Consider the following 12,547-nt stretch of genomic DNA (forward strand, 5'->3'; position numbering starts at 1 on the left):
GCATGTCAGACCTCTTCCAGGATTACTCCGAGGCCGCGGGCCGGACCGGAGCCTACGACGAAATGTTCGCCCCCGGGCAACAGGCCCGCCCCTCCTATGAGCAGGTGGCGGATGCGCTCCGCAAGCTCTCGCTGGCCGATGTCAGCGCCCGGGCCGATTCCATGGCCCGGACCTTCCTGGACCGCGGCGTCACCTTCGACTTTGCGGGGGAGGAGCGTCCCTTCCCCCTGGACATCGTGCCCAGGGTCATTCCCGCTGCCGAATGGGATGTCATGGAGCGCGGTGTAGCGCAGCGCGTCCGCGCCCTCGAGGCCTTCCTCAACGACGTGTACGACAAGATGACGGTGGTGTCCGACGGCGTGATCCCGCGCCAGCTCGTAACCACCAGCGCCCACTTCCACCGCCAGGTGCACGGGTTTGAACCCGCCGGCGGCGTCCGCGTCCACATTTCCGGGATCGACGTGGTCCGCGACGCGGCCGGAACTTTCCGCGTCCTGGAGGACAACGTCCGTGTTCCCTCAGGCGTCAGCTACGTCCTTGAGAACCGCCGTGCCATGGCCAAGGGTCTGCCGGAGGCCTTCGGCCAGCAGCTCATCCGTCCGGTCGAGGAGTACCCGCGCCGGCTTCTCTCGGCCCTGCGCAAGACCGCACCTTCGGGCGTGGACGATCCCACCGTCGTCGTGCTCACGCCCGGCGTGTTCAACAGCGCCTACTTTGAGCACACGCTGCTGGCCGGGCTGATGGGCGTGGAACTCGTGGAAGGGCGCGACCTCATTTGCCGCGGCAACCGCGTGTACATGCGCACCACCGCAGGTGAGCAGCGCGTGGATGTCATCTACAAGCGCATCGACGACGACTTCCTGGATCCCCTCCAGTTCCGGGCAGATTCCATGCTCGGCTGCCCCGGACTGGTCAACGCGGCCCGGGCCGGCGGCGTCACCATCGCCAACGCCGTGGGCAACGGCGTCGCGGACGACAAACTGGTCTACAGTTACGTTCCTGACCTGATCCGCTACTACCTCAGCGAGGAGCCCATCATCGCGAACGTGGATACGTTCCGCCTCGAGGAGAAGGAAGCCCGGGAGTACACCCTGGACAACCTTGCCGAACTCGTGGTCAAGCCGGTGGACGGCTCCGGCGGCAAGGGACTGGTCATCGGCCCGGACGCCTCCAACGACGAACTGGACGCCCTGCGGCAGCGGATCATCGCCGATCCGCGCGGCTGGATCGCCCAACCGGTCCTGCAGCTCTCCACGGTGCCCACGCTGAGCGGCGACAAGTTCGGCCCCCGCCACGTGGACCTGCGTCCGTTTGCCGTGAACGACGGCGACAACGTCTGGGTGCTCCCCGGCGGCCTCACCCGAGTGGCGCTGAAGGAAGGCTCGCTGATCGTGAACTCCAGCCAGGGCGGTGGCTCCAAGGACACCTGGGTCCTGGCCGATTCACCGCAGATGCCCGTCGAGTCCGTTCCGCGGCAGTCCATCTCGGTCCGCGAGCGGGTCTCCGTGTGGCCCGTGGAAAGCAACTGGCGGGACCGCCAGTCGGAGCAGCAGCAGTGAACCGCCCCACCTGGCACCGTTTCTTGTCCGTTTCGGCCCCGCAGGAGGTAGCCGCGAATGCTTAGCCGTATTGCCGAATCCCTATTCTGGATCGGCCGCTATGTGGAGCGGGCCGACGGCACCGCCCGTATCCTCGACGTGCACCTGGAGCGGCTCAACCACCTCCCCATGGAGGAGCGCAAAAGCGTGGCGCAGGAGCTGTTGGCCGTGATGGGAGCAAGGCCCCAAAGCGATGACTTCGGCCTGCCCGAGCTGCTGCATGCCCTGGCGTACGACAAGACCAGTGCCACGTCCATTGCCGGGTCCCTGGGCGCTGCCCGCGAGAACGCCCGGCGTGCCCGCGAAACGGTCTCCTCAGGGCTGTGGGAGAGCCTTAACACCACCTACTACGGGCTCAGCCAGCACCGCAAGGACGTGGTGGGCACCTACCGGTTCTGCAACTGGACCCTGGAACGCACCGCCATGGTCAGCGGCCTGGCGGACACCACCGTCAGCCACGACGAAAGCTGGCTGTTCCTCGTCCTGGGCCGGTCCCTTGAGCGGGCCGACATGACCGCCCGCATGCTGTCCACCAGGGATGTCCTGTCCGCAGGCATGTCCTGGGTGAACATGCTCCGGTGCGCCGGAGCCTACGAATCCTTCCTTCGGACCCGCCGGGCAGCTTTCGGTGACCAGCACGCGGCCGAGTTCCTGCTCCTGGACCGGCTGTTCCCGCGCTCCATCGTGTACGCACTGCGTGACGCCGACGAATGCCTCGCCAAGCTGGACCCCTCAGCGCAGCGCGTTGGCTTCATCAACGACGCCCGCCGGATCGTGGGCCAGGCCCGCACATTCCTTGAGTTCCACCGGACGGACGACCTCATGTCCGAACTTCCCGAACACATGGAACGCGTGCAGAAGGCTGTGTCCCAGGCCTCGGACGCCATTTCCCGTAAGTACTTCAATCAGGCGGACGAACTGGCCTGGGTGGGAGAAGTTTCATGACCCGGCTGAGCATCGTCCACCGGACGGCGTACAAGTACAACAAGCGCGTCACCCTCTCGTACAACGAGGCACGGATGACGCCGCTGACGGACTCCCAGCAGGTGGTCCTCGAATCGGTGGTCAAGGTGTCCCCGTCGCAGGCCGCCGTCAGCACCTACCGCGACTACTGGGGCACCAGGGTGACGGCCTTCGACATGCAGATGCCGCACGACCACCTGGAGGTCATCTCCAACATCACCGTCGAGGTCCACCGTGCCGGGAAAATCCCGTCCGAATCCGACATCGTTGGCTGGGACGTGCTGGCATCGCCGGAAACCCTCAACACCCACAGCGACTGGCTGCCGCAGTCGCGGCTCAGCGGGCCGGGGGACGAAGTCCTGGGCATCATCCCGGGCGTCGTTGAGGGAAAGAACCCCCACGAGGCCGCTATGGCCATCTTCGCCTGGATGCGCGGCGAGATGACCTACATGTCCGGCTCCACCGCCGTCACCACGAACGCGGAAGAGGCCTGGACCCAGCGGCAGGGCGTCTGCCAGGACCTCGCGCACCTGGCCATCGGTGCCCTGCGCAGCTGCGGGATCCCCGCACGCTACGTTTCGGGCTACCTGCACCCGCGCTCCAGCGCTGGTGTGGGCGAGACCGTTGCCGGCCAGTCACACGCGTGGCTGGAGTGGTGGGACGGCGAATGGCGAAGCTGGGACCCCACCAACCACAAGCCCGCCGGTGACTTCCACGTCACCGTGGCCCGGGGACGGGATTACCGGGACGTCTCGCCGCTCAAGGGCATCCTGTCCGGCGGCGGCGGATCAGCCCTGAACGTTAGCGTGGAGATCACCCAACTCGCCTGACCGGTGGCGTGCGCACCGCGCGCACGCTGCCGGTGCCTACTCGTGGGCGGACTTGGCAGAGCTGCTGATCTGGGTCCACCAGGTCATCGGCTCGGTAACCTTGAACCGCCGGCCCGTAACGGAGTCGGGGGTAATCCGGACGAAAGCGTCCTTCCGGCCTGCCTGCCAGGGGAAGAGGTAGAGCCGGGACGTGTCCAGCACGTCCTCGGCCTGCTTCACCACTTCAGCGGTACCTTTGACCACCACGCTCCAGGCGAGTCCGCTCTCCGGATCCACGCCGTCGGCCTCCACCGCTACGGCCGCGTCTCCGGACGCGGCCGACAGCTTGGTGCCTTGGCCGGTGCGGAAGACCACCGTGCCGCCGTCCACCGTGTAGTTGATGGGGAAGATATCCGGCCGGCCGTCAGCCATAACGGCCAGCCTGCCAACGGAGACGGTGCGCAGCATGGCCCAGCATTCGTGGTGCTCGAGGTTCTGGACGTCAGGTGATGACTCGTTGCTCATGCCGTGAGCATACGCCTTTCACCAGGGGCTGGGCTTGTAATCCTTGAGGAAGACACCGTACTGGTCTTCGCCGTTTTCGCCCATGACAATGGGGTCGTAAACCCGGGCTGCGCCATCCACCAGGTCCAGCGGCGCGTGGAAGCCCTCCTCCATGAGGCGGACCTTCGTGTAGTGGGGCCGCTCGTCGGTGATCCAGCCGGTGTCCACGGCTGTCATCAGGATGCCGTCGGTATCGAGCATCTCCTGGGCGCTTGTCCTGGTCATCATGTTCAGCGCGGCCTTGGCCATGTTGGTGTGCGGGTGTCCGGCTCCCTTGTAGGCGCGGGAGAACTGGCCTTCCATGGCGGAGACGTTCACGATGTATTTGCGGTGTGCCGTGGAACGCTGCATGGCCCCGCGGAGCCGGCTGACCAGCAGGAACGGTGCCGTGACGTTGCAGAGCTGGACTTCAAGCATCTCCAGCGGGTCCACCTCGTCCACCACCTGCGTCCAGCTGTTGATGGTGGCCAGGTCCGGGACCAGGCCGCCGGCGTCGATGGCCGTTCCCGCGGCGATGCGCTCCAGTGAGGCGGAACCGGTGGACAGTGCCAATGACGTCACGGCATCCCCGGCGAGCACCGGGTGCTCGGTGACGGTGCCTGTGAGTGCCAGCGGATGCTTGTCGTGCGCGTGGCCGAAAGTCAGCAGCTCCGGCCCGCCGTTGGCCTGCTCCAGCGCTGCGGGCAGCGGTTCGTCCTCGGCATCCACCAGCGGCTTGTAGGCATTGCCGGAGCGGCGGACGGTCTGGGCGGCGTTGTTGATGATGATGTCCAGCGGCCCGGCCTCGTTGAGGGAGTCTGTCAGGGCCATGACCTGGGACGGGTCGCGGAGGTCGATGCCGACAATCCGCAGCCGGTGCAGCCAGTCGGCGCTGTCCTCCATGGCAGCGAACCGCCGCGCAGCGTCTTTGGGGAACCGGGTGGTGATGGTGGTGTGGGCGCCGTCCCGCAGCAGCCGGAGGGCGATGTACATGCCGATCTTGGCGCGGCCACCGGTCAGCAGGGCGCTGCGGCCGGTGAGATCGGTGCGCGCATCGCGCTTGCTATGGCTGAATGCCGCGCATTCCGGGCACAGCTGGTGATAGAAGGCGTCCACCTGGGTGTAGTGCTGCTTGCAGATGTAGCACGGCCGGGAGCGGATGAGGTGGCCGGCTACTTCGCCGGTGGCCGAGGTAGCGAGCTTGTTTCCGCGCGTCTCGTCGTCGATCCGGTCCGGGGCGGCCGTGGCCGTCAGGGCAATGACGGCACGATCGGCGTCGGCAATCAGGTCGCGCTTGGTGACCCTGCGGTGGCGCTTGACCGCTTTGAACATCTTGCCGGTGGCCCGGCGCACCGAGATGTAGTCAGGGTGCTCCTCGTCATAGACGTGGATGGTGTTCAGGACCTTGAGGCAGGCCTGGATTTCCTCAGGGGTCAGGTCGGGAGAGCTCATTGGGTCAATTTTACAGCGTGCACACAAGGCAACATGACTGAAGGACCGGAGGCGCCGTGCAGGCGCCGCCGGTCCTTCGACCAGGTGTCAGTGGCGTGTCAGGAGACGCGTGCCCCGGGGGAAGCTTCGGCTGCGGCGGCGTGGGTCCGGGCCACCTTGTCCACAGATTCGCGCACCTCCGGGTACTGGTCCGCGGCGGCCTTCACGGCGTTGGGGACCAGGTGCAGGTTCTTGGCCGCCAGCTGGCGTTCATGTTCGCCGGGCTCGGGGACTTCCTGGTACTTGGACAGGACGGTGATGCCCGATTCGGTGACCTTGAAGCCGCGCGCCCGGTCTAGGTCCGGGTCCAAACCGATGGCGGCGCCGGCCGGCACCTTGACGTTCTTGTCAATGATGGCCCGGTTGATCACGGCGCCCTCGCCGACCTGCACCTTGTCCATCAGCACGGAGTCGATGACCCGGCTGCTGGTTGCCACGTACACGTCGTTGGAGAGGACAGACCCTTCCACCACGCCGCCGGAGATCACCACGCCGCTGGAGACGATTGAATCCAGGGCGGTGCCCACGGTGTTGTTGAGGCCGCGGACGAACTTGGCGGGCGGGGAGATGCTTTGCCGCGTGTAGATGGGCCACTCGGAGTTGTAGAGGTTGAACACCGGCAGCGGCGAGATGAGGTCCATGTGGGCGTCGTAGAAGGAGTCGATGGTGCCTACGTCGCGCCAGTAGGTGCGGTCGCGTTCGGTGGATCCGGGGATTTCGTTGAGCGTGAAGTCGTAGACGCCTGCCTCGCCCTGGTTGACGAAGTAGGGGATGATGTCGCCACCCATATCGTGCTTGGTGTCGAGCCGTTCGGCGTCCACGTGCAGGGCCGCAACCAGGGCGTCGGCGTCGAACACGTAGTTGCCCATGGAGGCGAGGAACTGGGACGGATCTGCGGCGAGGCCGGGTGTGGTGGCCGGCTTCTCCACGAATGCCGCGATCTTCTGCGGATCGTTCTGGTCCACCTCGATGACGCCGAACTGGTCGGCCATGTTCAGCGGCTGGCGGACGGCGGCAACCGTTGCCTTGGCGCCGCTGTGGACGTGCTGCTCCACCATCTGGGCGAAGTCCATGCGGTAGACGTGGTCTGCACCCACCACGACGACGATGTCGGGGTTAGCGTCATGGATCAGGTTCAGGGACTGGTAGATGGCGTTGGCGCTGCCCAGGAACCAGCTCTTGCCTACGCGCTGCTGTGCCGGGACGGAGGCGACGTAGTTCCCCAGCTGGGTGGACATGCGCCAGGCTTCCGAAATATGCCGGTCAAGGCTATGGGATTTGTATTGGGTGAGCACCACAATTTGCAGGTAGCGCGAATTTACCAGGTTGGAAATCGCAAAATCGATAAGGCGGTAGCTGCCGGCGAAAGGCACCGCGGGCTTCGCCCGGTCTGCCGTCAGTGGCATCAGTCTGTTTCCCTCGCCACCTGCGAGGACAATGGCCAGGACTTTTTTATTCAACGGCATAGTGGTCGCTCCTGTACGCCTTCGTAACTCCCCAAGACAGTCCGGTACGCCCGGACTCCTTCACACTAGAACAGTTATGCGTGAAGGACTACCTTGGGTCTTGTGCGAATAGATATTGTGACTAAAGAGTTCCCGCCGGAAATTTATGGTGGCGCCGGGGTGCACGTCGCCGAACTGAGCAGGGTGCTTAGTAAGCACGTTGACCTGCAGGTTCGTGCCTTCGGTGCTCCCCGCGACGCCGACTATCACGGGGCAGCGGTGACTTCCTACGCGGTGCCGGAGGACCTCGGCTCCGCCAACGCTGCAGTGCAGACGTTGGGTGTGGACCTGAGGATCGTCCCCGACATCGCCGGCGCCGACCTTGTCCACTCGCATACCTGGTACGCCAACATGGCCGGCCACCTGGCCTCGCTGCTGCACGGAATTCCGCATGTTTTGAGTGCCCACAGCCTGGAGCCGCTGCGGCCGTGGAAGGCGGAGCAGCTGGGTGGCGGCTACGCCCTGTCCTCCTGGGTCGAGAAGACCGCGTATGAGGCTGCCGCCGCCATCATCGCTGTGTCCGAGGGAATGCGGCAGGACATCCTGCGCAGCTACCCCGATGTGGATCCGGAGAAGGTCCGGGTGGTGCACAACGGCATCGACGTCGAAATGTGGAAGCGTGACGAAAACGACGACGCCATCCGCGCGCTGGGCATTGATCCCGCCAGGCCAAGCGTCGTCTTTGTGGGAAGAAACACGCGGCAGAAGGGGGTTCCGTACCTCCTACGGGCGGCCGCGAAGCTTCCTGATGACGTCCAGCTCGTGCTGTGCCTGGGCGCGGCGGACACCCCGGAACTGGCCGCCGAGACCGCCACTCTGATCGAGGACCTTCAGAAGCAGCGGACCGGCGTGGTGCTAATCGAGCGGATGCTGCCCCGCCACGAGCTGATCCAGGTCCTGAGCCACGCCACGGCCTTCGCCTGCCCCTCCATTTACGAGCCGCTCGGCATCGTCAACCTCGAGGCCATGGCCTGCGGTGCCGCAGTGGTGGCCAGCGCCACGGGTGGCATTCCCGAGGTGGTGGAGCACGGCCGGACCGGGCTGCTGGTGGACCTTGAGCAGGTCACCGACGGTACCGGCACGCCGCTGGACCCCGAAAAGTTCGTCAGTGAATTCGCGGCCGCCCTCACGGAAGTCGTGTCCGATCCGGACCGCGCGAGGGCCATGGGCCAGGCGGGCCGCGAGCGTGCCGAGAAGCACTTCTCGTGGGAGTCCATTACGGAGACCACCCTTGAGGTGTACCGTTCGGTTCTGCCCGCCGGCAGCTGACGTCCCCCAGCAGTACGACGACGGCGCCGCTCCCCACGAAAGGGAAGCGGCGCCGTCGTCGTACCAGGCCTTTGCCCTCGGGCGGTGGTGGGCCGCCGGCGTGCTTTAGGCCTTGCGGCCGCCGGCCTTGCGGGCCAGCAGCACCTTTTCGTCCACGGGGGTCTGTCCGCTGGCACGTTGGCTGCGGAAGTATGCGCGGGCCTCGTCCTGGCGTTCCCTTTCGGCTCCGGTGGCGATGGTGGCGCGGACGTGTTCGTCGCCGTACCCGAAAGCGTCCACCAGGTCCAGCGCATGCGGCCTGATCTTCTCCAGCAGCCTGTTGATGTAGCCGCCCACGGTCCGCGCCCGCTGCATGGAGAGCCTGCCGTTCATGAGGTACCAGGAGAGGTTCTTCTCGATCAGGGACAGCCCGAAGAGGTCGCGCAGCCAGGTCAGGACCTTCTTGGTGCCGGGGTCGGTGACGTCGGCGAGCGCCTCGGTGAAGGCCTCCCACTGCAGCAGTTCGGCGTGGGCCTGCGCAGCGTCGATCAGTTCGTTCTGGTGGCGGTTGAAGAGGGCCGCGCCCTTGTCCTGCGGGAGCCGGTTACTGCCCTTGAGCGCAGTGGCGGCCTCAGCGACCATGGTCTGCACCCGGTCGGTGAGGAGCGCCCGCTGTCCTTCCTCGTCCCGCAGGGCGATCGCGGCCTTCTGCACGGAGCCGGTGTCGGTGATGAACTGTGCCACCTGGCGCAGGCCGGTGCGGTGGATTGCCGCGCCGGTGGCCTGCCCCACCACATAGCGTGCCAGCACACCGAAGTCCACGTTGCGGAACTCCTTGGCGTAGTCGGCCAGCAGCCGCTTGGCAACGAGCTGCAGCAGCACCGTGTTGTCGCCTTCGAACGTGGCGTAGACGTCCAGATCCGCCCGGAGCGAGGCGAACCGGTTTTCAATCAGGAACCCGGCGCCACCGCAGGCCTCACGGCATTCCTGCAGGGTGTCCAGGGCATGCCAGGTGCTGAGGGGCTTGAGGGCCGCCGCAAGGGTTTCGAGGTCCTGGCGGTCCGCGTCGGTTTCCGCGGCGCCGGAGAAGACGTCGTCGAACTTCTGCAGCAGCTGTTCGTGCGCAAACCCGGCGGCGTAGGTGGTGGCGAGCCGGGTGAACAGGCGGCGCTGGTGCCGCTGGTAGTCCAGCAGCACTTCCTCGTCCGTGTGGGACGAAGCGTTGAACTGCCTGCGTTCGGTGGCGTATTGGATGGCGGCTTTAAGTGCCACCTTGGATGCCGCCACGGCTGCACCGTCCAAGGACACCCTGCCCTGGACCAGGGTCCCCAGCATGGTGAAGAAACGCCGGCCGGGGCTGGCGATGGGGGAGCTGTAGGTGCCGTCGGCAGCTACGTCGCCATAGCGGTTGAGCAGGTTGGTGCGCGGGACCCTGACATTTGTGAAATGCAGCCGTCCGTTGTCGATCCCGTTCAGGCCGCCCTTGATTCCGTCGTCCTCACCGCCGATGCCCGGCAAGAATTCCTTGGTGTCCGGGTCGCGGAGATCGACATAGAAGGCGTGGACCCCGTGGTTGACGCCCTGCGTCACCAGCTGGGCGAACACCACGGCGCCAAGTCCGTCCGTTGCGGCGTTTCCGATGTAGTCCTTCCAGGCAGCGCGGAAGGGCGTGTGGATGACGAACTCCGCGGTGGCAGGGTGGTACGTGGCAGTGGTGGCGATGCTGGCAACGTCGGAGCCGTGTCCGGTTTCGGTCATGGCGAAGCAGCCGGGGATGGCCAGGTTCATGATGCCCGGCAGCCACTTGGCATGGTGCTCTGCTGTGCCAAGGTGCATGACGGCTGAGCCGAACAGTCCCCATTGGACCCCGGCCTTGATCTGCAGCGACGGGTCCGCAACCACCAGCTCCTCGAAGCCGGCGATGTTGCCGCCGTGGTCGTCGGAGCCGCCAAGCCCGGAGGGGAAGGCGCGGTGGACCGCCCCGTTGTCAACGAGGTACTGCAGCTGCCCGAACACCCTGGCACGGTGGTCCGTGTGGGTTTCGCCCTCGACCTTGTGCAGCTCGGGGCGGGCGGCGAGCTCCCGCGCCTCGCGGCGGACATCCGCCCACTTGCCCAGGAGTTGCCTGCCCAGCGCTTCGGTGTCGACGGCAGGCAGGAGGCGGTCAGTGTGGGCTGGGACCCGGGCGGTGCCGGCCGGCCGGGAGCCCTTGGCGGCGGGTCGGTCCACTACTTCAGTCATGTCAATGTCCTTCGTTGGTGCTGACAGGTTGCTTGGTGGTTCTGGGCGTAGACAGTTCGGGTGCGATGCCGACGCAGAGCCAGTCGGTGATCTGGCGGGCCATGGCGTCCTGGCCGGGTTTGGCGGCGGAATCAGGGGTGCTCAGCCACTGTTCGCCGGCGTTTCGTACGAGGCCGATGGCGGCCTTGGGCCAGAATCCGATCACCGCTTCCTTCCCGTCACCCAAGTGGGAGCGCATGGGGGTGGCGATCATCTCGGCCACTGCGTCGAAGAAGTGCCCCAAGGCGCCGGAGACGGCCGCCGCGCCGGCCGCCTCAGCGTGGCGTGTCACGAAGGTGTAGACGTTCGGGCTGGTGGACGCCATCTGCAGGTAGGCGGAGACCATCGCGAACAACCCTTCCCGCGGCGTCACAGCGCTCTGTGCGGCCTCGCGGATACGCCGCTGCATCTGGTCCAGGACCACCTCGCCCACCGCCTGCTGCAACCCCGCCTTGTCGCCGAAGTAGCGGTAGAACACGGACTTGGATGTACCGGCAGCTGCGGCGATGTCCTCCATGGAAGCGTCACTGCCAAGTGCATGTACCGCCCGCCGGGCCTGCTTGATCAGCTGCCGCCGGCGCTCTTCACGGTGGGACTCCCAACGGGACGACCTGCCGTCCGGACTGGCGGCAGCGGAGTGCCCGTCGGCGCGTGCTTCAGTTACTGCTCCGGGGATGTTCACGATACCCAGCGTATCAGGTACGCTGGGTATCGGTAACCGCATGCGACCAGAGGAGACACCCATGTCCATTGACGGACAGTCAGCCACCGGCCCCGAAGAGTCAGCCCGCCCAACCGCGGGGGCCACCGCACTCCGCCGGGCGGTCGTTGTGGGCGGCAACAGGATTCCGTTCGCCCGAGCCGGAGGTGCCTACGCAAAGTCCTCCAACCAGGACATGCTGACGGCAGCCCTGGACGGACTCATTGCCCGCTTCGGCCTCCAGGACGAACGCCTGGGCGAGGTGGCAGCCGGCGCGGTGCTCAAGCATTCCCGTGACTTCAACCTGACCCGCGAAGCTGTCCTCGGCTCGGCGTTGTCAGCCGAAACGCCGGCCTACGACCTCCAGCAGGCCTGCGCCACGGGCCTGGAAACCGTGGTGGGCCTGTCCAACAAGATCAAGCTCGGCCAGATTGACTCCGCCATCGCCGGAGGGGTCGACTCCGCCTCGGATGCGCCCGTGGTGGTCAGTGAAGGCCTCAGGGAGGTCATCCTCGACCTCAACCGGGCGAAGACGCTGCCGCAGCGGCTGCAGATCCTCAGCCGCCTGCGCCCCAAGGACCTGGCTCCGCTGGCTCCGGGTACTGCAGAGCCGCGCACCGGCCTGTCCATGGGGGAGCACCAGGCCCTTACGACTGCCCAATGGAAGGTTTCCCGGGAAGCCCAGGATGAGCTTGCCCTCAACAGCCACCGCAACCTTGCCGCCGCTTACGAGGCCGGCTTCTTTGACGACCTCATCACCCCCTACCGGGGACTGTCCCGTGACGGCAACATGCGCGCCGATACTTCGGCGGAAAAGCTCGCGTCACTGAAGCCGGTCTTCGGAAGGAACCTTGGCGCCGACGCCACCATGACCGCCGGAAACTCGACGCCGCTGACAGACGGTGCTTCAACAGTCCTGCTGGCCTCGGACGAATGGGCAGACGCCCGTGACCTGCCGAAGCTGGCTGCCGTGGTGGACGCAGAGGCCGCGGCGGTGGACTTCGTCCATGGCAAGGACGGGCTCCTGATGGCCCCGGTCTTCGCGGTTCCCAGGCTGCTGGCACGGCATAACCTGACCTTGGCGGACATCGACTACTTCGAGATCCACGAGGCTTTCGCGGCCACCGTACTGAGCACGCTTGCTGCGTGGGAGGACGAAGACTTCGGCCGCACCCGGTTGGGCCTGGACGGTGCCCTCGGCAAGGTGGACCGGTCACGTTTGAACGTCAACGGCTCGTCGCTGGCCGCAGGACACCCGTTTGCCGCCACCGGCGGACGTATCGTGGCGTCGCTGGCCAAGTTGCTGCACGCCAAGGGCAGCACGGACGGGCGGCCGGCCCGCGGACTGGTGTCGGTATGCGCTGCCGGCGGCCAGGGTGTCGTCGCAATCCTGGAATCGGTGTAGGGGGC

The 12,547-nt window shown here is 66.3% G+C and carries 10 protein-coding genes; 5 read left to right on the forward strand and 5 right to left on the reverse strand.

Annotation, left to right across the window (positions count from 1 at the left end):
- Window positions 1–2 precede the first annotated feature (2 nt).
- From ACFV4R_RS10755 to ACFV4R_RS10765, 3 genes are read left to right on the forward strand one after another with little or no spacing between them, the layout of a single operon-like run.
- Window positions 3–1,559, forward strand: a complete 1,557-nt coding sequence (locus ACFV4R_RS10755) for a circularly permuted type 2 ATP-grasp protein (protein ID WP_015937077.1) — start codon at window positions 3–5, stop codon at window positions 1,557–1,559.
- A gap of 57 nt (window positions 1,560–1,616) precedes the next feature.
- Window positions 1,617–2,543 carry an alpha-E domain-containing protein gene (locus tag ACFV4R_RS10760; protein WP_015937078.1) on the forward strand — a complete coding sequence of 309 codons (927 nt, stop codon included), beginning with the start codon at window positions 1,617–1,619 and terminating at the stop codon, window positions 2,541–2,543.
- Complete coding sequence (locus tag ACFV4R_RS10765) at window positions 2,540–3,391, forward strand: transglutaminase N-terminal domain-containing protein (protein WP_377203629.1); 852 nt, start codon at window positions 2,540–2,542, stop codon at window positions 3,389–3,391. The genes ACFV4R_RS10760 and ACFV4R_RS10765 overlap by 4 nt, the downstream gene beginning before the upstream one ends.
- A 36-nt stretch (window positions 3,392–3,427) precedes the next feature.
- On the opposite strand, the gene ACFV4R_RS10770 is transcribed toward ACFV4R_RS10765, so the two are convergent.
- The 3 genes from ACFV4R_RS10770 to glgC form a co-directional block, all read right to left on the reverse strand.
- A complete protein-coding gene (locus ACFV4R_RS10770; protein ID WP_377203628.1) occupies window positions 3,428–3,895 on the reverse strand; it encodes a pyridoxamine 5'-phosphate oxidase family protein in 468 nt (155 codons plus the stop codon).
- A gap of 18 nt (window positions 3,896–3,913) precedes the next feature.
- Window positions 3,914–5,365: an SDR family NAD(P)-dependent oxidoreductase gene (locus ACFV4R_RS10775; protein ID WP_377203627.1), complete on the reverse strand. Its 1,452-nt coding sequence runs from the start codon at window positions 5,363–5,365 to the stop codon at window positions 3,914–3,916.
- A 98-nt stretch (window positions 5,366–5,463) separates the two neighbouring features.
- Window positions 5,464–6,870: a glucose-1-phosphate adenylyltransferase gene (gene glgC / locus ACFV4R_RS10780; RefSeq protein ID WP_377203626.1), complete on the reverse strand. Its 1,407-nt coding sequence runs from the start codon at window positions 6,868–6,870 to the stop codon at window positions 5,464–5,466.
- A gap of 102 nt (window positions 6,871–6,972) precedes the next feature.
- On the opposite strand from glgC, the gene glgA reads away from it, so the two are divergent.
- Window positions 6,973–8,178 (forward strand): glycogen synthase, encoded by a 1,206-nt coding sequence (glgA, locus tag ACFV4R_RS10785; RefSeq protein ID WP_377203625.1) that lies wholly within the window; start codon window positions 6,973–6,975, stop codon window positions 8,176–8,178.
- Window positions 8,179–8,283: 105 nt separating this feature from the next.
- Here glgA and ACFV4R_RS10790 read toward each other — a convergent pair whose 3' ends face one another.
- Window positions 8,284–10,398 (reverse strand): acyl-CoA dehydrogenase, encoded by a 2,115-nt coding sequence (locus tag ACFV4R_RS10790; protein WP_377203624.1) that lies wholly within the window; start codon window positions 10,396–10,398, stop codon window positions 8,284–8,286.
- Between the two features lies 1 nt (window position 10,399).
- A complete protein-coding gene (locus tag ACFV4R_RS10795; protein WP_377203623.1) occupies window positions 10,400–11,161 on the reverse strand; it encodes a TetR/AcrR family transcriptional regulator in 762 nt (253 codons plus the stop codon).
- Between the two features lie 19 nt (window positions 11,162–11,180).
- On the opposite strand from ACFV4R_RS10795, the gene ACFV4R_RS10800 reads away from it, so the two are divergent.
- A complete protein-coding gene (locus ACFV4R_RS10800; RefSeq protein WP_377203622.1) occupies window positions 11,181–12,542 on the forward strand; it encodes an acetyl-CoA C-acetyltransferase in 1,362 nt (453 codons plus the stop codon).
- Window positions 12,543–12,547: the final 5 nt, after the last annotated feature.

The organism is Pseudarthrobacter sp. NPDC059871 (genome assembly GCF_042731175.1).
Lineage (GTDB): Bacteria > Actinomycetota > Actinomycetes > Actinomycetales > Micrococcaceae > Arthrobacter.

Coding starts and splice junctions, on each gene's coding strand:
- ACFV4R_RS10765 (WP_377203629.1), top strand. CDS start 2,540: ATGACCCGGCTGAGCATCGTCCACCGGACGGCGTACAAGTACAACAAG.
- ACFV4R_RS10790 (WP_377203624.1), bottom strand. CDS start 10,398: ATGACTGAAGTAGTGGACCGACCCGCCGCCAAGGGCTCCCGGCCGGCC.
- glgC (WP_377203626.1), bottom strand. CDS start 6,870: ATGCCGTTGAATAAAAAAGTCCTGGCCATTGTCCTCGCAGGTGGCGAG.
- ACFV4R_RS10760 (WP_015937078.1), top strand. CDS start 1,617: ATGCTTAGCCGTATTGCCGAATCCCTATTCTGGATCGGCCGCTATGTG.
- ACFV4R_RS10755 (WP_015937077.1), top strand. CDS start 3: ATGTCAGACCTCTTCCAGGATTACTCCGAGGCCGCGGGCCGGACCGGA.
- ACFV4R_RS10770 (WP_377203628.1), bottom strand. CDS start 3,895: ATGAGCAACGAGTCATCACCTGACGTCCAGAACCTCGAGCACCACGAA.
- ACFV4R_RS10775 (WP_377203627.1), bottom strand. CDS start 5,365: ATGAGCTCTCCCGACCTGACCCCTGAGGAAATCCAGGCCTGCCTCAAG.
- ACFV4R_RS10795 (WP_377203623.1), bottom strand. CDS start 11,161: ATGCGGTTACCGATACCCAGCGTACCTGATACGCTGGGTATCGTGAAC.
- ACFV4R_RS10800 (WP_377203622.1), top strand. CDS start 11,181: ATGTCCATTGACGGACAGTCAGCCACCGGCCCCGAAGAGTCAGCCCGC.